This is a genomic window from Mesorhizobium onobrychidis, from assembly GCF_024707545.1.
GTDB classification, from domain to species: domain Bacteria; phylum Pseudomonadota; class Alphaproteobacteria; order Rhizobiales; family Rhizobiaceae; genus Mesorhizobium; species Mesorhizobium onobrychidis.
Map to the genome: position 1 here is coordinate 239290 of NZ_CP062229.1, position 25036 is coordinate 264325.

The following is a 25036-nucleotide window of genomic DNA, read 5'->3' on the forward strand; positions in this document are numbered from 1 at the left end:
GCGGCGAAAACATACCCATATCGGGCACGAACCAGCCTGCCAGCATTTTTCATGCGCCGGAATTGCCGCTTAGGCGGCCAAGGGCTTTTTTGAAGCCCGGAACGCCGGCAGGCCAACGCAACGCTAACCCACGGCGCCCGCCCCGCTTGAGATGCGGGGCATTCCAGGAGAAACTATGTCAGTTGCAAATCCCACTCGCGATGATTTCGCGAGCCTGCTCGAAGAATCTTTTTCCGCCGGTCATTCCGGCGAAGGCCAAGTCGTCAAGGGCACGATCACCGCGATCGAAAAGGACATGGCTATCATCGACGTCGGCCTCAAGGTCGAAGGCCGCGTGCCGCTGAAGGAATTCGGCGTCAAGGGCAAGGAGTCGACGCTCAAGGTCGGCGACACTGTCGAAGTCTATGTCGAGCGCATCGAGAACGCGCTTGGCGAAGCGATGCTTTCCCGTGAAAAGGCCCGCCGCGAAGAGAGCTGGGTCCGTCTCGAAGAGAAGTTCACCAAGGGCGAGCGCGTCGAAGGCGTCATCTTCAACCAGGTCAAGGGCGGCTTCACCGTCGATCTCGACGGCGCCGTGGCCTTCCTGCCGCGCAGCCAGGTCGACATCCGCCCGATCCGCGACGTCTCGCCGCTGATGCACAATCCGCAGCCTTTCGAGATCCTCAAGATGGATCGCCGCCGCGGCAACATCGTGGTGTCGCGCCGCACCGTGCTTGAGGAAAGCCGCGCCGAACAGCGTTCGGAAATCGTGCAGAACCTCGAAGAAGGCCAGGTGGTCGAAGGCGTCGTCAAGAACATCACCGACTATGGTGCGTTCGTCGACCTCGGCGGCATCGACGGCCTGCTGCATGTCACCGACATGGCATGGCGCCGCGTCAACCATCCGACCGAAATCCTCAACATCGGCCAGACGGTCAAGGTGCAGATCATCCGCATCAACCAGGAAACCCACCGCATCTCGCTCGGCATGAAGCAGCTCGAGAGCGATCCGTGGTCCGAGATCGGAACGAAATTCCCGATCGGCAAGAAGATCAAGGGCACCGTCACCAACATCACCGACTACGGCGCGTTCGTCGAGTTGGAGCCAGGCATCGAGGGCCTCATCCACGTTTCGGAAATGTCGTGGACGAAGAAGAACGTGCATCCCGGCAAGATTCTGTCGACGACGCAGGAAGTCGACGTGGTGGTGCTCGAGGTCGATCCGGCCAAGCGCCGCATTTCGCTCGGCCTCAAGCAGACGCTCGAGAACCCGTGGCAGGCTTTCGCCAGCAGCCATCCGGTCGGCAGCCAGGTCGAGGGCGAGGTCAAGAACAAGACCGAGTTCGGCCTGTTCATCGGCCTCGAAGGCGACGTCGACGGCATGGTCCATCTTTCCGACCTCGACTGGACCCGTCCGGGCGAGCAGGTGATCGAGGAGTACAATCGCGGCGATATCGTCAAGGCGCAGGTGCTCGACGTCGACATCGACAAGGAGCGCATCTCGCTCGGCATCAAGCAGCTGGCCAAGGACACGGCCGGCGAGGCGGCGACTTCAGGTGAACTGCGCAAGAACGCGGTCGTCACCTGCGAGGTTACCGGCGTCAAGGATGGCGGCCTGGAAGTGCGGCTGGTCGACAGCGGCATCGAGACCTTCATCAAGCGCTCCGATCTCAGCCGTGACCGCGACGAGCAGCGCCCCGAGCGCTTCACGGTCGGCCAGAAGGTCGACGCCCGCGTCATCGCCTTCGACAAGAAGACCCGCAAGCTGCAGGTCTCGATCAAGGCGCTGGAGATCGCCGAGGAGAAGGAAGCTGTTGCCCAGTACGGCTCGACCGACTCCGGCGCTTCGCTGGGCGACATCCTGGGTGCCGCGCTGAAGAAGCAGGGCAGCTAGGTCCACTAACGCAGCGCCTCGCGCGGCCTGTTAAAAACCCCGCCGGAGCGATCCGGCGGGGTTTTTGTTTGACCATGGTCAGAGCATCGTAACCCAAACGTGGCAAACCGATTTTGGGAAATCCGCGCTCAACAAAGAGATAGATCAGGCCCTGCCGTAAAGCGGCACTAGTGTGCCGCTCATCGCCAGATTGGCCGGCGAAGCGAGGTAGGCAATGGCCGCCGCGGCCGCTTCGAGGCTAACCCATTTGCCGAAATCGGCTGCCGGCATGTCAGCCCGGTTGGCCGGCGTGTCGAGGGTCGAGGGCGCGACCGCGTTGACCAGAATGCCCTTGCCCTTGAGTTCTTCCGCCATCGCCACCGTCATTGCCGCGACCGCCGCCTTGCTGGCGGCATAGGCGACCATGCCGGAACCGCGCCGCAGGTCGAGCCCCGCGCGCGCCGTGACATTGACGATGCGGCCCGACACGGAAGATTCCAGCATCGAGCGGATCGCCGCGCGGCAGCACAGGAAGGTGGTGCGGGCGTTGGTGTCCATCATTTCGGCAAAGGACGCGGGCTCGATCTTCTCGACCGGCGCGGCGGTGAAGCCGCCGGCCAGATGGATGGATGCCCACAAATCCGTAACACTGGCGTAGAACGCATCGACTTTGGCGGGGTCGGCGAGATCGACATTGTGCGCCAGCCTGACGCGCTCATGTGCCGGGAAGGGAAAATGCGCGGGCGCGGCGGCATGGGCATTGGGCACATGGCAGATCGCGCCCTGCTCCAGCAGTTTGCCGACAACCGCGCCACCGAGCGCCCCGGTGCCGCCGGTCACCACAACATGCCTGCCGTCCAGTGTATCCGTCATCTTCGACCACTCCAGTCACTCATATGCCGCTGCTCGCCGCCGCCGAAGGTCGCGCCTTTCGCGCGATCACTCAACCGATATCTCGATGACGCGGCGTCGTTTGCGCGCGTCAAGCCGGCGGCCATCAGTCGAGGATCGCATCTCCAAGACGCTGCCACAGCACTCAATCGACAGTGATCTCGATGACATAAGGCAGTCCGGTCGCACGCGCGCGCTTGAGTGCGTCCGCCAGATCGTCGATACTAACAATCCGCTCCGCGGCAATGCCATAGGCCTCGGCCAGCTTGCAGAAATCAGGCGGCGCCGGCGAGACGCCGACCGGCTCGACGCCGACATCGAGCATCGAGGTTTCGATTTCGCGATAGCCGCGATTGTTCCAGACGACGAAGATCACCGGCGCCGCAGCATCGAGCGCGGCGCCCAGTTCGGGCAGCGTGAACTGGAAGCCACCGTCGCCGGTGAGACAAACGACCGGCGCATCAGGCACGGCAAGGGCCGCACCGATCGCCGCCGGCGGACCATAGCCCAGCGCGCCGAAGCCGGTAGCGGCGTTGAACCAGCCGCCCGGTCGGTCGTGATCGTAATAGAGGTTGGCGGCGTAGACCGGCTGGGTCGAATCGCCGACGATAATTGAACCCGGCAACGCATCGCGGATCGCCTCGACGGCGCGTGTTTGCGCCTGGAGGCTCGGGCTGATTTCGGCGAAGGCCGCTTGCCTTGTTGCAGCGGCGCGAGCCGGGCCGTCGTCCGATGGCGGCTGGCCCTTGCCGATTTCGGCAAGCAGCGCCTCGAGTGCTACGCCGCAATCGGCCTGGATCGAAATCCGGGCCGGCCGGCGGGCAAGCTGGTCGGCGCCGATGTCGATGCGGATCAGATTGGTCGGCAGGACAAAGCCGCCGTCGCCATACCCATCATAGTCGGTCGGGCCGAATTCGGTGCCGGCGGCAATGACCAGATCGGCGTCGGCCATCAGTGCACGCACCGCCTTCAGACTGGGGCTCGCCGGCACGGCAAGCGGATGGCGATGCAGCAGGCCGCGGGCATTGGCCGTCTGGACAACCGGCGCTCCCAGCCTTTCGGCAAGGCGCTGCAACGGTGCTTCGGCTCTCTTGGCGCCGCCGCCGGCAAGGATCAGCGGGCGGCAAGCAGCCGCGCAAAGTTTTGCCGCCTCTATTATCGCTGCAGCATCCGGTTCGGGCGGCGCGACATTGGTCAGCAAAGCCGCGATGCTGTCGGCCGGCTTGACCATGATGTCGGTCGGGATCTCGATATGGACCGGGCCGGGGCGCGATGACGAAAACAGGGCGAAGGCGCGGGCAAGAACGCCCGGCAGTTCGTCGGCGTCGGTGACACGGTGCGAGAACAGCGCGACCTTCTCCATCATGCCGCGCTGGTCGGGCAGTTCGTGCAGGTGGCCAAGGCCCTTGCCCAGCGTCGGCGTGGCGTTGACGCCCGAGATCACCAGCATCGGAACCGAATCGGCACGGGCCTGGCCCATGGCGGTGATGGTGTTGGTCAGTCCCGGTCCGGTGATGACGAAGGCGACGCCAGGCTTGCCGCTGGCGCGCGCATAACCGTCGGCCATGAAGCCGGCGCCCTGCTCGTGACGCGGGGTGACGTGGCGGATCTTCGAGCGCGCCAGCCCGCGATAGAGTTCTACCGTATGCACACCAGGAATGCCGAAGACCGTGTCGACATCATGGGCTTCGAGCAAAGTGATGAGCGCTTCGCCGACTGTCGTCATTGTCTGAGCACCGGACGTGTGAGGCAAGTCGGGCCGCCCTCGCAGGCGATGCACAGCGCGTCCGCCTCGAAGGTTGAAACCCTGCAGCCGGCGGCCGCCATGGCCGCCGCCGTCTTCGGGAAGCCGGCAACGGCGATCACGTCGCGCGGCGCGGTCGGCAGCACATTGAGGCTGAGGCCATTGGAGGCGAAGAACTCCCCGGCGTCGCCCTCGACCAGGCGAATGCCGCGCGCCCGCAGCATCTGGTAGAAGGCAGCAGGCAAAAGCGGTGCATAGACCAGCGCCAGATCGTCGGCGAGCGGACTGATCACCGACATCAGATGCAGGCAGGCCTCTTCGCCATGCCAGAGCGGCAGGTCGTAACCGTAGACCTGGATACCCTTGGGGGTGAGCAGGTTGGCGAGTTGCTGGATGCCGTCCTGGTTGGTTCGCACGCCGCGGCCGACGGCCAGCGTCCGTGAATCCACCCAGACGCAATCGCCGCCCTCGACCTGTCCGGGATGCTCGATGCTGCCGAGGATAGGCACGCCCATGCGCCTGTAGGCCGCCTCGTGCAGGCCGGGCTCGGCCCGGCGCAGCGCCTTGCCCATGGCAAGGATGATGGCGCCGTGGTCGGTCATCAACGAAGGATCGTGCGTGAAGACGGAATCGGCAAGCCCGTCATCGGCGTCGGTCAGCCATTCGATCTCGGCGCCGGATGCCAAAACCAGCGTCGTCAGCGCCTCATACTGGGCAGCAGCCTTTTGCGGATCGAAGCCGGGGCCATAGTGCCATTCCGATGCTCTGGCGCGGGGCATGGCGCTTGCGGCGGACCGCATCAGCACGCGCTGCAGGGGCCCTGCCATGGACTGCGACCCGTATGCTTTACCCACCAACTGCTCCTGAAATATCCCATCCAGCCAATAGCCACTCAGCATGCCGCGATCAATGGTCCAAAAAGCATGGTTGACGGAGGCAAGCGGAACGGTCCATCTTGAGAATGAGAAGTCTGTCCAGTGATGGTAATGGGTACTAAATTCCAGCAGCGACGGGTCCAGCCGCTTCGTGAGGCACCCCAAAGGTGACAGCCCAAGGCACGGCTCCCGCCCTGAAGTATACGGCGCAGAACGACGCCGCCGAAGCCATCCATGTCGAGAACCTGCATAAAAGATTCGGCGAACTGCATGTGCTGAAGGGTGTTTCGCTGTCGGCGCGCGACGGCGAGGTCATCGCCATCATCGGTGGCAGTGGCTCGGGCAAGTCGACCCTGCTGCGCTGCATCAATTGCCTGGAGAACCCGACCAGCGGGATCGTTCGCGTCAATGGCGAGGAGATCCGGATGAAGGCCGACAGTCACGGCCACACCGTTCCCGCCGACCGCAAGCAGATCGAGCGCATCCGTTCCAAGCTCGGCATGGTCTTCCAGAATTTCAATTTGTGGAGCCACATGACGCTGATCGAGAACGTCATCGAGGTTCCGGTGCATGTTCTGGGCGTCAAGCGCGACGTGGCCATCGCCGAGGCCGAAAAGCTGCTCGCCCGCGTCGGCCTGGCCGAAAAGCGCGATGTCTATCCGGCTTACCTGTCGGGCGGACAGCAGCAGCGCGCGGCCATCGCCCGGGCGCTGGCCATCAATCCGCGCGTCATGCTGTTCGACGAGCCGACCTCGGCGCTCGACCCGGAACTGATCGGCGAGGTGCTGAAGGTGATCGGCGATCTGGCGCGCGAGGGCCGCACCATGGTGCTGGTTACCCACGAGATGAAGTTCGCCCGCGAAGTCGCGACGCATGTCGTGTACCTCTACAACGGGCTGGTCGAGGAAGAAGGGCCGCCGGAGCAGATCTTCGGCGCGCCCAAATCCGAAAGGCTGAAGCAATTCATCCGCAACATCGGTTAAGCCGAGGCGGATGGAAAAACGGGAACAACAACAAACTGGGAGTTATTGAAATGAACACCGTCCTTAAGACATTGGCCGCAGCGCTTCTGCTCGGCGTTGCCGCGATGGGCGTGGCCAAGGCCGAGCCGGTCAAGATTGGCGTCGCCGCCGAACCCTATCCGCCGTTCACCTCGCCGGATGCCTCGGGCAAATGGGTCGGCTGGGAGATCGAATTCATCGACGCGGTCTGCGCCGAGCAAAAGCTCGATTGCGTCATTACCCCCGTCGCCTGGGACGGCATTATCCCGGCGCTGACGACCAAGAAGATCGATGTCATCGCCAGCTCCATGTCGATCACCGACGAGCGCAAGAAGACGATCGACTTCTCCGACAAATATTACAACACCCCGACCGCCATTATCGGGCCTAAGGACCAGAAATTCGGCGCTGCCCCGGAAGATCTCAAGGGCAAAATCATCGGCGTCCAGGTTTCGACCGTGCATGCCGACTACGTCAAGAAGCACTTCACGGAAGCGGCGGAAATCAAGGAATACCAGACCCAGGACGAAGCCAATCAGGATCTTGCCGCCGGCCGTGTCGATGCCGTGCAGGCCGATTCCATTGCGCTCGATGCGTTCCTGAAATCGGATCAGGGCAAGCAATGCTGCGATCTGAAGGGCACGGTCGCACCGGACCTGGCAATCCTCGGGCCCGGCGTCGGCGCCGGTGTCCGCAAGGAAGACACCGAGCTGAAGGAGAAGATCAACGCCGGCATCAAGGCGATCCGTGCCAACGGCAAATATGACGAGATTTCGAAGAAATACTTCGATTTCGACATCTATGGCGACGACACACAGTCGAATTGACGGCGTGCATCCCTGAGCGAATAACCACGCGGCGCAGACAGCGCGCCGTGTGGCTTCGTCGAACTCTACCTATGCAAGCTTTCCGCTGACGGCATTGCCGACGGTTTGGAGCCAGCAATTCGGGGGCGACGCTGATCGACGCATTTCTTCCGGCCTCTGTGGCCCGTATCATCGAACTGCTTTCGCCGACGCCGCCTGGCTGGGGCGGAACGCTGCTGGTCGGACTGCTCCACTCGGTCGAGATCGCTGTCGGTGCTTTCGGTCTCGGCCTCGTGATCGGCATTTGCGGTGCGTATGGCAAGCTCTATGGCGGGCCCGTCGTGCGCGATCTGCTGGCAGTCTATACGACGATCGTCCGCGCCGTGCCGGAGCTGGTGCTGATCCTGCTGCTCTATTATGCCGGCACCGATTTGATCAACCAGCTGCTGACGGCAATGGGATATCAGCGCATCGACATCAGCGGGCTGGTGGCCGGCATTGCCGTGCTCGGCTTCGTCCAGGGCGCCTATTCGACCGAGGTGATCCGCGGCGCGATCCTTGCCATTCCGCAAGGCCAGATCGAGGCCGCAAGAGCCTATGGCATGTCTCCCGGCCTCCTGCTGCGACGCATCACGCTGCCGGCGATGCTGCCTTTCGCCATACCCGGCCTTGCCAATCTCTGGCTGATCGCCACCAAGGACACCGCGCTGCTGGCGGTCGTCGGCTTCTACGAACTGACATTGGCCACGCGGCAAGCGGCGGGCGTAACCAAAGCCTATCTTACATTCTTCCTCGCCGCGGGCGTGATCTATCTTCTGTTGACGCTGGTCTCCAATCTGATCATCGGCCGCATCGAGGTCCGGGCGCGGCGCGGCATGCCCTCCCTCAAAGAGGCGCGTTGATGGCTGACGAAGCGACCATCGTCAATGTAGCCGCCCGCGCGTCGCTATGGCTGCAGCCGCACCGCATCGTGCTGGTCCTGATAGCGCTGGCGCTGATTTTCGCGGCCGCCTTCTTCATGCGCTGGGACTGGCTGCCGCAATATTACGAAATGGCGCTTGTCGGCCTCTGGCGCACGCTCTGGATTCTCGCCGTCACCTGCACGCTGGGCTTCCTGCTCGCCGTGCCGCTCGGGCTGGCGCAGGCTGCCGGCCCTTTCTGGCTCGCAGCGCCTGCAAAGGCCTTCTGCACCGTCATCAGGGGAACGCCGCTGCTGCTGCAGCTCTGGCTGCTCTATTATGGGCTCGGCTCGCTGTTTCCGCAGTATCCCTGGATTCGCGAGTCCTGGATGTGGCCCTATCTCAGGCAAGCCTGGCCCTACGGCGTCCTGGCGCTGACCTTGTCCTTCGCCGGTTATGAGGGTGAGGTGATGCGAGGCGCCTTTGCCGGGGTGCCGAAAGGGCAGTTGGAAGCGGCGCGTGCCTTCGGCATGAGCCGCTGGAAGATCCTGCGGCGGATCTGGCTGCCGCAAGCCTTCTATCGGGCGCTGCCGACGCTGACCGGCGAAACCGTGCTGCAGCTGAAATCGACGCCGCTGGTGGCGACCATCAGCGTGATCGACATATTCGCCGTCTCTTCCAAGGTGAGGCAGAGCACTTTCCTCACCTATGAACCCTTGCTGCTCCTGGCGTTGATCTATATGGCGATCACCGGCATCCTGGTCTTCGCCCTCGGCAAGATCGAGGCGCGGATCCCGAACAAGATTGGTTAGTAGGGGAATAGGGGAGTAGGGCCAGCCACTATTCACATACACATTTCCATCCCATTCGCATTCACTGCTTACTACTCCCCTACTCCCTTAGGACCGCTAAGATGCAACTCAGTCTCGACCAGGCGACAGGGCTGTGCCGGATGGCGGCGCTCGGCGCCGGCGCCAATGAAGAAGCGGCGCAGTCGCTCGCAGCCTCCATCGTAGCGGCCGAGGCGGAAGGTCTGTCGACGGTCGGACTGTCGCATTTCATCGACTATCTCGAAGCGCTGGAGGCCGGCCGCATCGACGGCAAGGCCGAGCCGGTCATCACCAGGCCGGCTTTGGCGGTCTATCTCTCCGACGCGCGCGGCGGCCTGGCGCATACCGGCTTCGACCGCACGATCGACGATCTCGCCAAGGCGGCGCGCCTGTTCGGCGTGGCCATCTTTTCGCAGAAGAACGCCTATACATGCGGCGCGCTCGGCTATTTCACCGGGCGGCTGGCTGCGCAGGGCCTGGTGTCCTTCGCCGCGACCAACGGACCGGCCGTGCTTGCCGGCTCGGGCTCGGTCAAGCCGGTCTACTGCACCAACCCGATGTCCTTCGCCGCGCCCGCCGCCGACGGGGCGCCGCTGGTGATCGACCAGTCATCGAGCGCCACCGCTTTCGTCAACATCCGCAAGGCGGCCGAGGGCGGCAAGAAAATTCCAGAAGGCTGGGCACTGGACGTCAGCGGCAACCCGACCACCGATCCCGCCGCTGCCATGAAAGGCGCGATGCTTGCCTTCGGCGGCCAGCGCGGTGCCAACATCGCACTGATGGTCGAAGTGCTGGCGGCGGGCCTGTCGGGCGCCAACTGGTCGCTCGATGCGCCGTGGTTCAGCGGCGGACCGGACAGTCCCGGAACCGGCCTCTTCGTTCTGGCCGTCGAGCCCAAGCTGCTCGATCCGGATTTCGAGAAACGCATGAAGGACCAGCTCGACCGGTTGCGCCGCCGCTACGGCGTGCATGTGCCCGGCCGTGCCCGAGCCGAAGCGGCGGAGAAAGCGGCGGCGCGGGGCATAACGGCTCCGAAAGCCGTGGTCCAGCGGATTTCGGAATTCGCCGAGCGCTACTCTTCCTAAAAAGTTTGTCTGCATTTTTTTCGCCGTCGTTGAACCTTTTTGCGCGGTGCCGCGACCAATGCCTGTCCGGGGTGGGGTTTGCCCGGGCGGTGACATCCGGTCGCCAGGGCTGGGGCGGGCGTCTCACGCCGTCCTGATACCGTCTCAGGTCAGGCCGCCTCGTCGGACCTTGACTGCGACCTTGGAAGTCACCCGGAAAACCCCGCTTCGGCGGGGTTTTCTGCGTCCTCTCGCATCTGGTTAGTTAACATGCGTCTTCTAGTCAACTTTTGTTCATTTGACTCTGACCGAGGTGGTCGGGTGTTTGCGCAGAGCAGCAAAAAGAGGAGCCCCAATGTCCGCAAGCACCGACAATTCCAGCCGAAGCCTTTTCGTCCCGGCCCTTGGCAGCCTTTATGCGGCGCTGAACACCGCCACCGAAACCATCCTGCGTGCCGTGGCCGGCATCTTTCTCACCATCCATGGCTCGCATAAGATCACCGAACCTTTCGGCGCCGCCGAGATGGTCGAAGGCCTCGGCTTCTATCCCGGCGCATTCTGGTCCCTGCTTTTGGCCTGCACCGAGTTTTTCGGCGGCATTTTCATCGCAATAGGCTTCTTGACCCGCCCGGCCGCCTTCGCCGGAATGTTCGTGCTTCTGGTCACGGTCTGGTTCCACTGGGTCACCATGGGCGAGGGCTTTTCGGGCGCCGAAAAATCGCTGCTGTGGGCGGCAATCCTGTTCTTCTTCGTCATCCGGGGCGGCAACCGCCAATCGGTCGACGCGCGGATCGGTAGAGCGTTCTGACGCGGTCAAACAAGGGCGTTGGCGACTCATCGTCGCCCTTTGCCTTTGACGCGAAACCGACTATGAAACGGCTTCAGCCAAGCCCAGTAGTTTTGGGGCCCCAGTAAATCTGGAAACTGCGCCGGAGCCAGCAATGACCGAAATCCTGCAGACCCCAAAGCTCGTCGTCGTGTTCGGCGGTTCCGGCTTTGTCGGCCGTCACGTCGTGCGGGCGCTGGCCAGGCGCGGCTACCGCATCAGGGTCGCCTGCCGCCGGCCCGATCTCGCCGGCCATCTGCAGCCGCTCGGCAATGTCGGCCAGATCCAGCCGGTGCAGGCCAATGTTCGCGTGCGCTGGTCGGTCGACCGCGCCGTGCAGGGCGCCGACCATGTCGTCAACCTGGTGGCCATCCTGCATGAGAGCGGCCGGCAGAAATTCACGTCCGTCCACGAATTCGGGGCGCGCGCGGTCGCCGAAGCGGCGCGCGCCGTCGGCGCCGGCCTCACCCATATCTCGGCGCTGGGCACCGATCTGAACGCGCAATCGGACTATGCGCGCACCAAGGCGCTCGGCGAAAAGGCGGTTCTGGAGACGATCGAGGATGCCGTCATCTTGCGGCCGTCGATCAATTTCGGGCCGGAGGACAGCTTCTTCAACCGCTTTGCCAATATGGCGCGCTATTCGCCGATCCTGCCGCTGATCGGCGGCGGGCAGACCAAATTCCAGCCGGTCTATGTCGGCGATGTCGCCGAGGCGGTGGCGCGCTCGGTCGACGGCAAAGTCCAGGGCGGCCGGATCTACGAACTTGGCGGACCGCAGGTGCTCACCTTCAAGGAATGCATGCAGGAAATGCTTGCCATGATCGACCGCAAGCGGCTTCTGGTGTCGGTGCCCTGGTGGGTGGCGAACATGCAGGCATCGATCCTCGGGCTTTTGCCCAATCCGCTGCTGACCAAGGATCAGGTCCTGCAGTTGCGCGAGCACAACATCGTGTCGGACGCGGCGGCCAGGGAAAACAGGACGCTCGCCGGTCTCGATATCCAGCCACAGTCGATCGGCAGCATCCTGCCGAGCTATCTCTGGCGCTACCGCGCCGCGGGCCAGTTCCAGCGCAAGACGGCGGCCTAGCCAATCAGGCGCTCACTAAAGCGCGTCGCGTTTGACCGGCCTCATGCGACGCGCTTTAGGTTGTTGTTTTATGCATGTCGTTATCGCAAAACCGCTGCACACTTTTGCGCGACATGCATTAAAGGCGTCGCGTGACCTGCATCGGCAGGCCGCCCTGCGGTTGCGTCGTCAGTTTCTGCACTGGCCACGGTTTGGTCTGGGCGGTGGTGTCGAAGCGGAAACGCGACAGCATGATGGCCAGAGCGATGATCGCCTCCTGCATGGCAAAGCTGGCGCCGATGCAGACGCGAGGACCGGCGCCGAACGGCAAATACTGGAAGCGGTCGATCTTCTCGCGATTTCCAGGATGAAAGCGTTCGGGCATGAAGGCGTCGGGCCGGTCCCACAGCTTGCGATGACGATGGACAACCCAGGGCATGACCAGCACCGCGGCGCGCCTCGGTATGTAGAGGCCGTTCCAGGTTTCGGGCTCGATCGGCTCACGATTGATCGACGGCGCCGGCGGGTAAAGCCTGAGCGCCTCTTCGAAGGCGGCGCGGGTGAACGGCATGGCGTCAAGCCACTTTGTCGGGTCGGGCTCACGCGCCAGTATGGCGTCGATCTCGCGCTCGATCTTTTCGCGCTCCCAAGGCGCTTCGGCGAGGCAGTAGAGCGTCCAGCCGAGCGCACGCGCCGTGGTTTCGTGGCCGGCGCCGATGAAGGTGATGATATTGTCCTCGACCTCGGCGCGCGTCAGCCCGTCCGGTCCCTCCGCCTTGAGCAAAAGCGTGAGAAAATCCTGCGGCACGGTGTCCGGATCGTGCTTGAGCCGCTCTTCGCGCATCTTGACGGTGTCGGTGACGATCTTACGGAAATAGGCCATGGTCTTGCGGCCGCGGATGCGGGTCAGGCGCGGCAGCCAGTCGGGCGCCCGCAACAGATCGAGCGGATCAACGCGGCCCATGGTCTCGAACAGCCGGTCGATCTCCTTGGCGAAGCTGCCCGGCTCACCTGATATCTCGCCGGAAAACAGCGTCTCGGCCAGGATGTCAAAGGTGAGCAGCGTCATGTCATGGGCGATGTCCGACGTGCCGCCGCCCTCGTAGCGCGTGACGAACTCCCGCGTGCGCCTCAGCATCGGCTCGGCAAAACCGTAGATGTGGCGCGGCGTGAACACCGGCGCCATCGCCTTGCGGGAACGCCTCCATACCTCACCTTCGGCGGTCAGCAGGCCGTCGCGCAGGATCGGCCGCAGAATCATCTGGCGCACCGTCGCCATCTTGTAGTTTTTCGCATTGTCGACCAGCACGTGGCGAATGAGGCCGGGGTCGTTGGCGATGACCAGCGGCCCGCCGATGCCGGTCACCGAAATCCAAGGCTGGTTGTAGGTCGGCTCGCCCCACAGTTCGAGCGGATTGCGATAGACGATGCGGATCATCTCCAGCGTCGAAGGCGGCGACGTACGCGGCTTCGGCGCCGGCGGGACGAACGGGGCGGGCTGACTGTCCATGGCGTGCTCCGCTGGTCACCTCAATGTAGTGGCTGGCAAGGCAAGCGTCCATGTCGCCGAACGGCAAAGGCTGAAGCACCCGCTCTCCGGAATGTGACCGGGGCACCGGAAAGTACTTGGTTGTCGGAACGAGCTGGCCTGCTCTTGTTGCCGCCGCTCAGTTCTCAAAATCGGTTCCCATTTTTGGTCCGATTCTCTGCCGGGCAGGCATCCTCTGCTTCCCTCCGGAAATGGCTGCAAACCTTGGAAAAACTGCCTTTTGCGCCTATATCTAGGACATCAAAGCGGCGCGATTCGCAGCCATATTCTCGCGCTGGACAAGCGGCATCAATCAGACAGGTTTTCATGAGCGATCAGATCGACAACGCCAACGGCGCTGAGGCCGAGTACGGCGCCGATTCCATCAAGGTTTTGAAGGGGTTGGATGCCGTCCGCAAGCGGCCTGGCATGTATATCGGCGATACCGACGACGGCTCGGGCCTGCATCACATGGTCTACGAGGTCGTCGACAACGCCATCGATGAAGCGCTGGCCGGCCATGCCGACCTCGTCACGGTAACGCTCAACCCCGACGGTTCGGTGACGGTCATCGACAATGGCCGCGGCATTCCGACCGATATCCACACCGGCGAAGGCATTTCGGCGGCCGAAGTGATCATGACGCAGCTGCATGCCGGCGGCAAGTTTGACCAGAACTCCTACAAGGTGTCCGGCGGCCTGCACGGCGTCGGCGTCTCGGTGGTCAACGCGCTGTCGGCCTGGCTGAAGCTGAAAATCCGCCGCAACGGCGAGATCTACGAGATGAGCTTCACGCACGGCAATGCCGACGCGCCATTGAGGGTTACCGGCACCTACGAACAGCGCAAGGTTGCCGGCACCTATGAGGGGCGCAGCGGCAGCGAGATCACTTTCTTTCCGTCGGCCGAGACGTTCACCATGGTCGAGTTCGACTTCGGCACGCTGGAGCACCGGCTGCGCGAACTCGCCTTCCTGAATTCCGGTGTGCGCATCGTTCTGACCGATGCCCGCCATGCCGACGTCGTGCGCCATGAACTGCACTATGATGGCGGGCTCGAGGAGTTCGTCAAATATCTCGACCGCGTCAAGAAACCGCTGATCGACAAGCCGATTGCGATCAAAGCCGAGCGCGACGGCATCACCGTCGAGGTCGCCATGTGGTGGAACGACAGCTATCACGAGAACGTGCTGGCCTTCACCAACAACATTCCGCAACGCGACGGCGGCACGCATCTTGCCGGCTTCCGCGGCGCGCTGACGCGCCAGATAACCGGCTATGGCGAATCCTCGGGCCTCACCAAGAAGGAGAAGGTGGCGCTGATCGGCGACGACTGCCGCGAAGGGCTGACGGCGGTGCTGTCGGTCAAGGTTCCCGATCCGAAATTCTCCTCGCAGACCAAGGACAAGCTGGTCTCATCCGAAGTTCGCCCGGTGGTGGAAGGGCTCGTCAACGAAGCGCTCGGCACCTGGCTCGAAGAGCACCCGACCGAGGGCAAGGTGGTCATCGACAAGGTCATCCAGGCGGCAGCGGCGCGCGAAGCCGCGCGCAAGGCGCGCGACATCACCCGCAAGAGCTCGCTCGGCGTCACCTCGCTGCCCGGCAAGCTGGCCGACTGCCAGGAACGCGATCCGGCGAAGTCCGAAATCTTCATCGTCGAGGGCGACAGCGCCGGCGGCTCGGCCAAGGGCGGCCGTTCGCGCCAGAACCAGGCCATTCTTCCCCTGCGCGGCAAGATCCTCAATGTCGAGCGGGCCCGCTTCGACCGCATGCTCGGCTCCGACATGATCGGCACGCTGATCACCGCGCTCGGCACCTCAATCGGCAAGGACGAGTTCAACGCCGACAAATTGCGCTACCACAAGATCATCCTGATGACCGACGCCGACGTCGACGGCGCTCATATCCGCACCTTGCTGCTGACCTTCTTCTTCCGGCAGATGCCGGAACTGATCGAGCGCGGCCATCTCTATATCGCCCAGCCGCCGCTCTACAAGGTGACGCGCGGCAAGAGCTCGCAATACCTCAAAGACGAAAGCGCCTTCGAGGAATTCCTGATCGGCTCCGGGCTGGAGGAGGCGTCGCTTGCCCTCAGCACCGGCGAGGTGCGGGCCGGGCAGGACCTGCGCAGCGCCATCGACGATGCGCTGGCGGTGCGCCAGCTCATCAACGGGCTGCACACGCGCTATAACAGAGGCGTGGTCGAGCAGGCGGCGATCGCCGGCGCACTCAACCCGGACGTTTTCGCCGATCTCGGCCGGGCCAACGCCATGGCCGAGCGTGTCGCCCGGCGCCTCGACATCATCGCCGAGGACACCGAACGCGGCTGGACCGGCCGCATGTCGACGTCGAACGAAGGCATCGGCGGCTATGTGTTCGAGCGCACGGTGCGCAGCGTCAAGGAGTTCGCGCATCTCGATCTCGCGCTGATCAATTCGGCCGACGCCCGCCAGCTCGACCGCTATGCGCCGCGCCTCGCGGAAGTCTATGGCGAGCCGCCGCTGCTGCGCCGCAAGGATGTGTCCGAAACCATCTCGGGACCGCTGGCGCTGCTCAATGCCGTGTTTGCCACCGGCCGCAAGGGCCTGACCATGCAGCGCTACAAGGGCCTCGGCGAGATGAACGCCGAGCAGCTCTGGGAAACCACACTCGACCCGAATGTGCGCTCGCTCTTACAGGTCAAGGTCAATGACGCAACGGACGCCGACTCGCTGTTTTCGCGGCTGATGGGCGACGAGGTCGAGCCCAGGCGCGAGTTCATCCAGGAAAACGCGCTGTCGGTGGCCAATCTGGATATTTGAGACCACCGATCCGGACATTTGAGGTGTTGGCGCGCTCCGGCGCGCCAATTCGTTTCTACGCTTGGAGGCCTGTCATCGCCACCGTCTGGCTTGGCTCCAATTTGCGGCCGAGGTCGACTGCGTCGCGCAGCACGCCGATATGCGAGCGCGGCGACGTGCCGGCGGCTGCGGCGACCTCGACGCCGATCGCATTCAGCGACCAGTAGAGCCTGTGCGTGAAGATGCGGCCAAGCGAACTGCGCAGCTCGACCTGGATGTTCTCCACGCCGGGGCCGAAATTTTCCGCCATCGGGCCGGAGATCGGGTCGCCCGTCAGCCAGCCATTGCCCCTGTCGAATATGTTGGTCCAACGCGTTGCGGCAAACACCGCACCATGGTGCACCGCTCGCTGTGGCTTGCCCGAACGGCTGCGCCCATCCTGATAGAGGACGGTTCCACCGGCCGCCGTCTCGGCGATCGGCGGACATGCCGAGAACAGTCGCTCAGCGATGCCGCGCCTGAATTCAGCGAGGTTGTAGGTCACCAGAAATTCGCTGTGGGTGAGCGGGCTGCCGAGCGTGACGAAATCGCTGATCTTCCAAGGCAACGGATGATCGGCGTCCCTGGCGCGGAGCTGCCGATAGAGCTCCCATTGGGCGCGGCGGAATCCGGAAAAATCTTCCAAGCTGTCGGGCCACGCAGAACCATTGGCGTTGAGCGTGGCCTTGTCGACGGCGCGTATCGCTTTCAGTCTCGCCTTGTCGCGGACAGCTTCCAGCTTTCGAGGCCTGAAATCGGCCCACAATATCTGCAGCAGATCGTAGGCGATGATCGATCCCAGGCTGTGTGAGACCAGCACGATCCGGTCATAGCCATCGTCCATCATGAGGCGCTTCAGCAGCGTCAGGCCGCGGTCGCGGACAAGCGCGCGCTTCTCGACTGTTGCCGCTTCAGCGCGCACATAGGCGGCCACGTCGCCGAAATAAGGCAGGCCAAACCGGTCCACCGACCAGATGACGAACGAGGCCAGGATCGTGACGAGCGTGCCCGTGGTCCAGGAAATATACCCTTGCATGGCCGAGGTCGCGAGCACGAGCGCCGCGCACAGGACTGTTATGACGGCCAGGAGCGTGACGACATAAAGCCCGCGGGCATCGCGCGGGATGTCGGCGGGCTTGCGCCAAAGCAGATTCGTTACCCAGGCCGCAAGCCGGCCCCGCGTTGTGCCCTGCGTAATGTCGGCCCAGTAAAGCTCGTAGAAATCGGTGCGGCGGCCATCGACATCGTAAGGGGTGGTGATCCGGCGAAGCTCGTGCGAGTTCGTCCGGCTGTCAGGCGTGATCCAGCTCTGGTTGATCTTCTCACCGTCGGGGTCGGCCGGATCAGTAACACGGGCATAAAACGGCGCGCGGGCGGGATCATGACTCCAGACGGCCTGAACAAATTCCCTCAGCGTGCCCATGGGCCGCTGTTCGCCCATGCCATGCACGATCACCACGGCCTGGCTGAGTTTGCGCAGCGCCTTTCTGGAGGCCGGTGGACTGGCCGGCGACGCAACAGGATGAGGGTCGGACACCAGTGCCTCCATTGGTGACAAATCCCGGAACAGAAACTTGCCCATCGTAGCCCTCAAACCGGCATGAGAGCAAAGGACGCTCTGGGCCGAATGCTCAGGGTCAAGAAAAAACCCGGCGCGGAGCCGGGCTTTTTTTCGAGCAACTAAATTAGCGCTGCACTGGGCCGCGATCCTTGATCAATGATCCATGGCCTTGACGATCTCTTCGGTCATCTTCTTGGCGTCGCCGAGCAGCATCATGGTGCCGTCCTTATAGAACAGCGTGTTGTCGATGCCGGCATAGCCGGAGCCGAGCGAGCGCTTGACGAACAGGCAGGTGCGAGCCTTGTCGACATCGAGGATCGGCATGCCGAAAATCGGGGAGCTCTTGTCGTCCCGCGCGGACGGGTTGGTGACGTCGTTGGCGCCGATGACATAGGCGACGTCGGCTTGCGCGAATTCGGAGTTGATATCCTCGAGCTCGAACACTTCGTCGTAAGGCACGTTGGCTTCGGCCAAGAGCACGTTCATGTGGCCGGGCATGCGGCCGGCGACCGGATGAATGGCGTACTTCACATCGACACCGTTGGCCTTGAGCTTGTCGGCCATCTCGCGTAGCGCATGCTGCGCCTGGGCGACCGCCATGCCATAGCCCGGCACGATGATGACCTTCTGCGCGTTCATCATTAGATAGGCGGCATCGTCGGCCGAGCCCTGCTTGACCGTGCGCTCGATGCCGTCGTCGGCAGTGGCGGAAGTCTCGCCGCCGAAGCCGCCGAGGATGACCGAGATGAACGACCGGTTCATCCCCTTGCACATAATGTAGGACAGGATCGCGCCGGACGAGCCGACCAGCGCGCCGGTGATGATCAGCGCCAGGTTGCCGAGCGTGAAGCCGAGTGCCGCAGCAGCCCAACCCGAATAAGAATTCAGCATCGAGACGACGACTGGCATGTCGGCCCCGCCGATCGGGATGATGAGCAGGACGCCAAGGACAAGCGATGCCGCCACGATCAGCCAGAATACCAGCTTGGACTCGGTCGTGACCAGCAGCACGATCAGCACGATCAGCGCGATGCCGAGGGCCGCGTTGATGAAGTGACGGCCGCCGATCATGATCGGCTTGCCCGACATGCGGCCATCGAGCTTGAGGAAGGCGATGACCGAGCCGGTGAAGGTGATGGCGCCGATGGCGACACCGAGGCTCATCTCGATCAGCGCCTGGGCGTGGATGTCGGCGACCGTGCCGATGCCGAAGCTTTCCGGTGCATAGACGGCGGCAGCCGCCACCATGACGGCGGCGAGGCCGACGAGCGAGTGGAAGGCGGCGACCAGCTGCGGCATCGAGGTCATGGCGATGCGCCGTGCGGTGATCGCGCCGACCGAGCCGCCGATCAAAAGACCCAACACGATGAGGCCGAAGCCTCCGGCCGAAGGGGTCGCCAGCGCCAGCGTAGTGACAATGGCGATGCCCATGCCGATCATGCCGTACATGTTGCCCTGACGGCTCGTGGTCGGGTGCGACAGGCCGCGCAATGCCAGGATGAACAGGATGCCGGAGACCAGATAGAGGAAGGAGGCGAAGTTGGCGTTCATGTCGCTCTACTTGTCCTTCTTCTTGTACATCGCCAGCATGCGCTGGGTGACGAGGAAGCCGCCGAAGATGTTGACCGAGACCAGCATCAGCGCGACGAAACCGAAGCCGGTGGCGATGCCGGACGCCGAGATGCCGACGGCAAGCAGCGCACCGACGACGATGACCGATGAAATGGCGTTGGTGACGGCCATCAGCGGCGTGTGCAGCGCCGGCGTCACCGACCAGACGACGTAATAGCCAACGAAGATCGCCAGGACAAAAATGGCGAAGCGGAAGACGAACGGATCGATCGCCCCGCCGGACAACGCGTGCGCAGCATCACCGGCCGCTTCGGTGCCGCCTGGAGCAGTGGCCAGATCCTGCACCGCGAGCCGGACGGCGGCGGTCGCCTGGTCGAGCTGGTCTAGGGCTTTCTGCAAGGTCTGGTCCATCACGCGATCCCTTTCGGCTTATTAGCGGGCGATTTGGGTGCGGCAAGTTTCTTTGGAGCGGCAGCTTTCTTTGACGCGGCTGGTTCTTTTGCAGGAGCGGGCTTCGCAGGCTCAGCCGAGGCGATCATCACCGCCGGCTTGCCGGCGAAGGCCGGATGCACGACCTGGCCGCCATCGGTCAGCATCGTCGCCTTGACCAATTCGTCGTCACGGTTGATGGCCAGCGTCTTCGTGGTCTTGTCGACCAGCGTCTCGAGGAACGCAAAGAGATTCCTGGCATAGAGCAGCGAGGCGGAGGCCGCGACGCGGCCCGGCACATTGAGATGGCCGACGATTTTTACCCCGTTGATCGTGGTCACCACCTGTCCCGGCACAGCGCCTTCGACATTGCCGCCGCGCTCGACCGCTAGGTCGACGATCACCGAGCCCGGCTTCATCGAGGCGACCATCGCGGCCGAAACCAGCTTCGGCGCCGGACGGCCGGGAATCAGCGCCGTTGTGATGACGATGTCCTGCTTGGCGATGTGCTCGGCGGTCAGTGCCGCTTGCTTGGCCTGGTATTCCCTAGACATTTCCTTGGCGTAGCCGCCAGCCGTCTCGGCCGCCTTGAACTCCTCATCCTCGACCGCCAGGAACTTTGCGCCGAGCGACGCGACCTGTTCCTTGGCGGCGGGGCGCACGTCGGTGGCGGTGACGACGGCGCCAAGCCGCCTTGCCGTCGCAATCGCCTGCAGGCCGGCGACGCCGACGCCCATGATGAAGGCTTTCGCCGCCGGCACCGTGCCGGCCGCCGTCATCATCATCGGCAGCGCCCGGTCATATTCGGCAGCCGCGTCGATCACCGCCTGATAGCCGGCGAGGTTCGCCTGGCTGGACAGGACGTCCATCGATTGGGCGCGCGTGATGCGCGGCATGAACTCCATCGAGAAGGCGGTGACGCCGGCCCTTGCCAGAGCATCGACGGCAGCATCGTTGCCGTAAGGATCGATAATGGCGACGACGGCAGTGCCCGGGCGGTAGGCCTTCAGCTCCGCCTCATCGGGCCGGCGCACCTTCAGCACCACATCGGCCCTGGCGACAGCGCCGGCTTTGCCGATCACAGCACCGGCCTTGGCGAACTCCTCGTCGGGAATGCGCGATCCCGTGCCGGCGCCGCTTTCGACGATGACGTCAAACCCCAGCCCCGCCAGCCGCTTCACCGTGTCGGGCGAGGCAGCAACGCGCGGCTCGTTCGCATCGAGCTCACGAGGGATGAAAACCGTCTGTCCCACCGCATGATCCTTTCGGCTGGAACCTGTCTGCGCAGGACGCCGGCCGGATTTCCGGCGATGTCACGGGCAAGGGGTTTTGAAGAATTTACCGGAGAATGAAAGCGCCGACGGCGAGGATCAGTGCGAACAGGACAAATCCCGAGAAGAAGCCGCCCGCAAAGAAGCCGAAAGCCATTGCCAGAAGCACGGCGAGGCAAAAGAGCGATCCGTATTTCGCGAGCCTGAGGAATCCGGCATAGGTGCGGTCGTGCTCGGCATAGTCCATCTTCGCGCCTAGTTCGACAGGACCGGTCGGCGAGTGATCAGCCATAAGAATACCCCTTCGAAGACATCTTTCAGGCACATAGCGAAAAGCCAGGCCGAGGGCAATGGCGCTATTGCCGCATCGCCGGAGACATCAGCCTCAAGGAAAGTTGAAGCTGCCAGATGCAGGGAGGATGTTCCTGAGGTGACCGTGGCTGCCGCCTTGCGCTTCCTTGCGGCTGAGGCTTGTCACATCAGCCGGCGAGATGCGGAAACAGCCCAAGCAGGCCGACGACGATCAGGTAGAGCGCGACGATGTAGTTGAGGAGTCGCGGCATCACCAGGATCAGCACGCCGGCAATCAGCGAGATCAGCGGAGTGAGTGCGAGCGTGGAAATGGTCATGTCGGGTTCCTTTCGATAGGACTGCCGTCAACGCTATACGGGTCGACGTCGTTCATACGCCACCGGCGCGCTTGCCAGAGCGCCGAAGCGGCCGGAAAGCTCCAGCTGCACTCTAAAATTGCCAAATGTCAGGCGGCTTCGCGATAGTATTTGGCCGTCGGCAGGATGGTCAGCGGTGCGAGTTCACCGGCACTAGGCGTCTCGAACAGCATGCGCTGCTCCATCGGCGTCGACCGGAAGAACGGGAAACGCTGGAGTACCCGCTCCAAATTGATCTCGTAGTTCGCGTCATAGAGTACCACGGGAACGGTGAATGGAGGATAGTCTCTCGGTTGCCCCACTTGCACGGCACCGAAAATCCGCTGGTAGAAAGCCGTGTGTTCCTTGCGGATCACGCCGAGACAGGCAGTCACGTGGAAGCGGATGCTGGCAATAAGTGCTAGCCGCAACGTAACGTAAGGCAGGGCACGATGCATCGATATGAAGTCCGGGTCGGCTGCCAGAAGCGTCGGATTGATGAAGGATTCGCCGCGAAGCAGGCGCGGATGAAGCAGATCGCCGAATCTGGTCATTGCGGGCGCGTAAGGTTCGCTCGGTGTCAGATGATGAATACGGAGCGTACACACAAGGGAATTGTCGACGAAGACACCAAAGCGATAACAGTTCGGCGTGTCGTCGAGCGCATCCATCATCATCTGGTCGCTGGATTCAGGCAGAAAGCCGTTCAGCCGGTAAGCCTTGTAGCGAAGCCGGTAAATCGCCTCCATGTCTTCACCGCTTTCGCAGCGCCTGTATTCCACGCGCTCAAGAAGGGTCGAAACATTGCGCGAGAAGGAAGACATCCCGCTGAGGTCGGTCGGTCCGTCATCCACATGAACAACCCCTTCGGATACCGCCACAATACAATTCCCTTCTGCCATCTTCACTGCAAACCTATCGTGTGCGGTCGTGGCATAAAAGGTGGAAATCCAATCGACGTCGTTTACCTAATATTAACCTTAACTTGCGGCCGCGCGGCACGTCTGGTCGAGTTGGTCGAAAATGAAGCGCGGAAATCAGCTAAGCGCACGTTTGCCCGCAGGCTTTTTATCGATGGCGAATGGCCAGACCGTGGTAGCCATCGTTCCGATGCCGGACGCTGTCAGCGCTGAACCAAACAAAAAGCCCTGGACCATATCCGGTTTGATAGAGTGCGTCAGAATCTTGAGCTGCTCGTAAGTCTCAACGCCCTCGATAGTTACGTTGAGACCGAGAACCCTGATCAGTTCGACCACGCCCTTCAACAGCGCGAGCGAACTCGGGTTCTGGGTGACGTCCATCAGGAACGAGCGGTCAATCTTGACCTTGTCGAGCGGCAGCCTGTGGAGATAGCTCAAGCTCGAATAGCCTGTGCCGAAGTCGTCTAGCGCAATGCGCACGCCAAGCCGTTTCAACTCCTCGATATACTGACGCGTCAGCGATTTGTCGTCGAGAAGCGCGGTCTCGGTGACTTCGATTTCCAGGCGGCCGGCGGCGAGGCCGGAACCGGCGAGCGCATCACGGACTTTCTGGACGATGCCACTGCTGCGGAAATCCTTGGCCGAAAGGTTGACCGAGACGCTGGTCGGGTCGGGCCATTTGACGCATTCGGCGCATGCCGCCTGCAGGACAAACGTGCTGATCTCGGAAATGATGCCCATTTCTTCGGCCAGCGGAATGAAGATGCTGGGCGAGATCGGTCCGAGATCGGGGTGATCCCAACGACACAGCGCCTCGCAACTGGCGATCCGCATCGTGCTCATCGCGACGATCGGCTGATAGACCACCCGCAACCCCTTGCTTTCCACCGCGGTGCGCAGATCCGCCTTCATCAGCTGACGGTCGCGAAATGCCGCATCCATCGATGCCTGGAACAACCGCCAAGTGTTCTTGCCGAATTCCTTGGCCTTGTAGAGCGCGAGGTCCGCCTTGACGATCATGGCGTCGACATCGGTGTCCCTGACCCGCGAAAGCATCGCGCCACCGCTGGCCTGGATGCGCAGCCCATGGCCGGCGACGTCGACCTCGCCCTGCAGGTCAAAGAAAATCTCGTCGATTTGGCTGGTCAGATGGCTCTCGTCTTCGACGCGGTCGAAGAAGATCATGAACTCGTCGCCGCCGAAACGGCTGACGGTGACGCCTGGTCCGGTGACCGCCGCCAGCCGTTCAGCGACGGCATAGATCAATCCGTCGCCGACCGGGTGCCCAAGCGTGTCGTTGACGCTCTTGAAGTCGTCGAGGTCGAGCACGGCGAGCCCGCAGAGACGCTCGAGATCGCCGGATGCCATCGCCTCTCCGATCAACTCTTGGAAATAGGCGCGGTTGGGCAGGCCGGTGAGGCTGTCATAACGCGCCATGAAGCGGATCTTGTCTTCCGCCTCGACGCGGGCCGTCACATCCTCAAAAGTGATAACGCCCAGTTCCTGGCTGCCTTCGCGCGCCGAGAATTCATAATGCTGACCGTTCGCAAGCGAGACGAGAACCTTGCGATCGCGGCCCTCGCGCAGGGCGCGCGTAAGCTGGGCTTCGATGTAGCGGCAGTCCTTCGGCGCCAGCATGCCGCCGGCAACGCCGCGCATCAGCAGACCGTGGATCGATCGCCCGAGCAGCGCGTCGGGCGACTTGAGCGACATCAGATGCGCGGCTTCGGCATTGGCCACCGCTACCCGGCCGTCGGGGCCGAGCATCACAAGGCCATGCGACATGGTGTTCAGGGCGCGATTGAAGCGCTGGGCGATGCGGTTCGCCTTCTTTTCTTCGCTGATTGCTGTAAACAGCACCTTTCGCACAAGATGCGCCATCTTGTTGATGGTGAACATGAACGGGATGACAAAGAGGCCCAGAATGACGTTGTAGACGTCGCCCTTCAGCATCAGGCCGACCGCAATCGGCGCGACCACGGACACGGACAGGATGGCGACCATCTTTCGGGAGCCGAAATTGCGGCCGGCGATGGTGATGGTGCTTGCCAACACCAGCGACACCGCTGCAATCTCGCCAAACAGGTCCGGAACCACGTAGAGGCATACGAACGCGAAAAGTCCGACCGCCGACCCATGAATCGTCCCGGCAACAATGTAGTAGCGTTCCCAGGCAAGCGCGGATTCGTAGGTGACGATGGTGTCGGGACTGACCCTCCGGATCGCAAGATAACGGCCGATGCTAGCGGCAACCATCAGGATGGCGAGCGCGAGATAGATTGCCGCAGACGTTTTCCAGTACACGAGCAGGCCCATAGCGCCTTGCGTGAAGGCGCCAACGAGCAAGATGCCTGCGTCGCGAAACAGCGAGCGAACGAAGCCAACGTATACGTCCTCGGATATGTCGTCGGGTCGATCTATGTTCATGACCTTG

The 25036-nt window shown here is 62.9% G+C and carries 21 protein-coding genes; 9 read left to right on the forward strand and 12 right to left on the reverse strand.

All coding sequences use genetic code 11. The annotated features are described in order from the left end of the window. The first annotated feature begins 175 nt into the window (after positions 1 to 175). Positions 176 to 1873 (forward strand): 30S ribosomal protein S1, encoded by a 1698-nt coding sequence (rpsA, locus tag IHQ72_RS01095; RefSeq protein WP_258120759.1) that lies wholly within the window; start codon positions 176 to 178, stop codon positions 1871 to 1873. A 144-nt stretch (positions 1874 to 2017) separates the two neighbouring features. On the opposite strand, the gene IHQ72_RS01100 is transcribed toward rpsA, so the two are convergent. From IHQ72_RS01100 to IHQ72_RS01110, 3 genes are all read right to left on the reverse strand, one after another. Beyond that, complete coding sequence (locus IHQ72_RS01100) at positions 2018 to 2725, reverse strand: SDR family NAD(P)-dependent oxidoreductase (protein WP_258120760.1); 708 nt, start codon at positions 2723 to 2725, stop codon at positions 2018 to 2020. A 163-nt stretch (positions 2726 to 2888) separates the two neighbouring features. Continuing rightward, positions 2889 to 4469: a 5-guanidino-2-oxopentanoate decarboxylase gene (locus IHQ72_RS01105; protein ID WP_258120761.1), complete on the reverse strand. Its 1581-nt coding sequence runs from the start codon at positions 4467 to 4469 to the stop codon at positions 2889 to 2891. Further along, complete coding sequence (locus tag IHQ72_RS01110) at positions 4466 to 5314, reverse strand: dimethylarginine dimethylaminohydrolase family protein (protein WP_258123693.1); 849 nt, start codon at positions 5312 to 5314, stop codon at positions 4466 to 4468. The genes IHQ72_RS01105 and IHQ72_RS01110 overlap by 4 nt, the downstream gene beginning before the upstream one ends. 215 nt (positions 5315 to 5529) lie before the next feature. Between IHQ72_RS01110 and IHQ72_RS01115 the strand changes: the two genes are divergently transcribed. The 7 genes from IHQ72_RS01115 (at position 5530) to IHQ72_RS01145 (ending at position 11878) form a co-directional block, all read left to right on the forward strand. Beyond that, positions 5530 to 6345, forward strand: coding sequence for an ABC transporter ATP-binding protein (locus IHQ72_RS01115; protein ID WP_309508737.1), 816 nt, complete (start codon positions 5530 to 5532; stop codon positions 6343 to 6345). A gap of 50 nt (positions 6346 to 6395) precedes the next feature. Next, complete coding sequence (locus IHQ72_RS01120; RefSeq protein WP_258120762.1) at positions 6396 to 7190, forward strand: transporter substrate-binding domain-containing protein; 795 nt, start codon at positions 6396 to 6398, stop codon at positions 7188 to 7190. 158 nt (positions 7191 to 7348) lie between these two features. Then, positions 7349 to 8071, forward strand: a complete 723-nt coding sequence (locus IHQ72_RS01125) for an ABC transporter permease (RefSeq protein ID WP_258120763.1) — start codon at positions 7349 to 7351, stop codon at positions 8069 to 8071. Further along, positions 8071 to 8880 (forward strand): ABC transporter permease, encoded by an 810-nt coding sequence (locus tag IHQ72_RS01130; protein WP_258120764.1) that lies wholly within the window; start codon positions 8071 to 8073, stop codon positions 8878 to 8880. The genes IHQ72_RS01125 and IHQ72_RS01130 overlap by 1 nt, the downstream gene beginning before the upstream one ends. Before the next feature lie 101 nt (positions 8881 to 8981). Continuing rightward, positions 8982 to 9983, forward strand: coding sequence for an Ldh family oxidoreductase (locus IHQ72_RS01135; RefSeq protein WP_258120765.1), 1002 nt, complete (start codon positions 8982 to 8984; stop codon positions 9981 to 9983). A 334-nt stretch (positions 9984 to 10317) separates the two neighbouring features. Then, positions 10318 to 10770 (forward strand): DoxX family protein, encoded by a 453-nt coding sequence (locus tag IHQ72_RS01140; protein ID WP_258120766.1) that lies wholly within the window; start codon positions 10318 to 10320, stop codon positions 10768 to 10770. Between the two features lie 133 nt (positions 10771 to 10903). Next, positions 10904 to 11878, forward strand: coding sequence for a complex I NDUFA9 subunit family protein (locus IHQ72_RS01145; protein WP_258120767.1), 975 nt, complete (start codon positions 10904 to 10906; stop codon positions 11876 to 11878). A gap of 118 nt (positions 11879 to 11996) precedes the next feature. Here the strand turns inward: IHQ72_RS01145 and IHQ72_RS01150 are convergent, their stop codons facing one another. After that, positions 11997 to 13367, reverse strand: a complete 1371-nt coding sequence (locus IHQ72_RS01150) for a cytochrome P450 (RefSeq protein ID WP_258120768.1) — start codon at positions 13365 to 13367, stop codon at positions 11997 to 11999. 345 nt (positions 13368 to 13712) lie between these two features. On the opposite strand from IHQ72_RS01150, the gene gyrB reads away from it, so the two are divergent. After that, entirely contained in the window at positions 13713 to 16184 is a 2472-nt protein-coding gene (gene gyrB, locus IHQ72_RS01155; RefSeq protein ID WP_258120769.1) for a DNA topoisomerase (ATP-hydrolyzing) subunit B, read from the forward strand. Positions 16185 to 16239: 55 nt separating this feature from the next. Here the strand turns inward: gyrB and IHQ72_RS01160 are convergent, their stop codons facing one another. The 8 genes from IHQ72_RS01160 to IHQ72_RS01195 all read right to left on the reverse strand — a co-directional run bounded on the left by IHQ72_RS01160 (position 16240) and on the right by IHQ72_RS01195 (position 25029). Next, the gene (locus IHQ72_RS01160; protein ID WP_258120770.1) at positions 16240 to 17739 is read right to left on the reverse strand and encodes a hypothetical protein; all 1500 of its coding nucleotides are present in this window, start codon (positions 17737 to 17739) and stop codon (positions 16240 to 16242) included. A gap of 177 nt (positions 17740 to 17916) precedes the next feature. After that, positions 17917 to 19314, reverse strand: a complete 1398-nt coding sequence (locus IHQ72_RS01165) for an NAD(P)(+) transhydrogenase (Re/Si-specific) subunit beta (protein WP_258120771.1) — start codon at positions 19312 to 19314, stop codon at positions 17917 to 17919. 6 nt (positions 19315 to 19320) lie between these two features. Then, positions 19321 to 19746, reverse strand: a complete 426-nt coding sequence (locus tag IHQ72_RS01170) for an NAD(P) transhydrogenase subunit alpha part 2 (RefSeq protein WP_126037167.1) — start codon at positions 19744 to 19746, stop codon at positions 19321 to 19323. After that, complete coding sequence (locus tag IHQ72_RS01175) at positions 19746 to 21017, reverse strand: Re/Si-specific NAD(P)(+) transhydrogenase subunit alpha (RefSeq protein WP_258120772.1); 1272 nt, start codon at positions 21015 to 21017, stop codon at positions 19746 to 19748. The genes IHQ72_RS01170 and IHQ72_RS01175 overlap by 1 nt, the downstream gene beginning before the upstream one ends. A gap of 85 nt (positions 21018 to 21102) precedes the next feature. Further along, positions 21103 to 21327, reverse strand: coding sequence for an aa3-type cytochrome c oxidase subunit IV (locus IHQ72_RS01180; RefSeq protein ID WP_123146345.1), 225 nt, complete (start codon positions 21325 to 21327; stop codon positions 21103 to 21105). 187 nt (positions 21328 to 21514) lie between these two features. Continuing rightward, the gene (locus tag IHQ72_RS01185; protein WP_013528205.1) at positions 21515 to 21664 is read right to left on the reverse strand and encodes a DUF3096 domain-containing protein; all 150 of its coding nucleotides are present in this window, start codon (positions 21662 to 21664) and stop codon (positions 21515 to 21517) included. A gap of 128 nt (positions 21665 to 21792) precedes the next feature. Then, a complete protein-coding gene (locus IHQ72_RS01190) occupies positions 21793 to 22584 on the reverse strand; it encodes an N-acyl amino acid synthase FeeM domain-containing protein (protein WP_258123695.1) in 792 nt (263 codons plus the stop codon). 135 nt (positions 22585 to 22719) lie between these two features. Continuing rightward, a complete protein-coding gene (locus tag IHQ72_RS01195) occupies positions 22720 to 25029 on the reverse strand; it encodes a putative bifunctional diguanylate cyclase/phosphodiesterase (RefSeq protein WP_258120773.1) in 2310 nt (769 codons plus the stop codon). Positions 25030 to 25036: the final 7 nt, after the last annotated feature.

Excerpts from the sequence above, each read along its gene's own strand:
- IHQ72_RS01105 (WP_258120761.1), bottom strand. The coding sequence starts at position 4,469 with ATGACGACAGTCGGCGAAGCGCTCATCACTTTGCTCGAAGCCCATGAT.
- IHQ72_RS01145 (WP_258120767.1), top strand. The coding sequence starts at position 10,904 with ATGACCGAAATCCTGCAGACCCCAAAGCTCGTCGTCGTGTTCGGCGGT.
- IHQ72_RS01110 (WP_258123693.1), bottom strand. The coding sequence starts at position 5,314 with ATGGCAGGGCCCCTGCAGCGCGTGCTGATGCGGTCCGCCGCAAGCGCC.
- rpsA (WP_258120759.1), top strand. The coding sequence starts at position 176 with ATGTCAGTTGCAAATCCCACTCGCGATGATTTCGCGAGCCTGCTCGAA.
- IHQ72_RS01140 (WP_258120766.1), top strand. The coding sequence starts at position 10,318 with ATGTCCGCAAGCACCGACAATTCCAGCCGAAGCCTTTTCGTCCCGGCC.
- gyrB (WP_258120769.1), top strand. The coding sequence starts at position 13,713 with ATGAGCGATCAGATCGACAACGCCAACGGCGCTGAGGCCGAGTACGGC.
- IHQ72_RS01120 (WP_258120762.1), top strand. The coding sequence starts at position 6,396 with ATGAACACCGTCCTTAAGACATTGGCCGCAGCGCTTCTGCTCGGCGTT.
- IHQ72_RS01130 (WP_258120764.1), top strand. The coding sequence starts at position 8,071 with ATGGCTGACGAAGCGACCATCGTCAATGTAGCCGCCCGCGCGTCGCTA.
- IHQ72_RS01190 (WP_258123695.1), bottom strand. The coding sequence starts at position 22,584 with ATGGCAGAAGGGAATTGTATTGTGGCGGTATCCGAAGGGGTTGTTCAT.
- IHQ72_RS01165 (WP_258120771.1), bottom strand. The coding sequence starts at position 19,314 with ATGAACGCCAACTTCGCCTCCTTCCTCTATCTGGTCTCCGGCATCCTG.
- IHQ72_RS01135 (WP_258120765.1), top strand. The coding sequence starts at position 8,982 with ATGCAACTCAGTCTCGACCAGGCGACAGGGCTGTGCCGGATGGCGGCG.
- IHQ72_RS01170 (WP_126037167.1), bottom strand. The coding sequence starts at position 19,746 with ATGGACCAGACCTTGCAGAAAGCCCTAGACCAGCTCGACCAGGCGACC.
- IHQ72_RS01195 (WP_258120773.1), bottom strand. The coding sequence starts at position 25,029 with ATGAACATAGATCGACCCGACGACATATCCGAGGACGTATACGTTGGC.
- IHQ72_RS01180 (WP_123146345.1), bottom strand. The coding sequence starts at position 21,327 with ATGGCTGATCACTCGCCGACCGGTCCTGTCGAACTAGGCGCGAAGATG.
- IHQ72_RS01100 (WP_258120760.1), bottom strand. The coding sequence starts at position 2,725 with ATGACGGATACACTGGACGGCAGGCATGTTGTGGTGACCGGCGGCACC.
- IHQ72_RS01185 (WP_013528205.1), bottom strand. The coding sequence starts at position 21,664 with ATGACCATTTCCACGCTCGCACTCACTCCGCTGATCTCGCTGATTGCC.
- IHQ72_RS01150 (WP_258120768.1), bottom strand. The coding sequence starts at position 13,367 with ATGGACAGTCAGCCCGCCCCGTTCGTCCCGCCGGCGCCGAAGCCGCGT.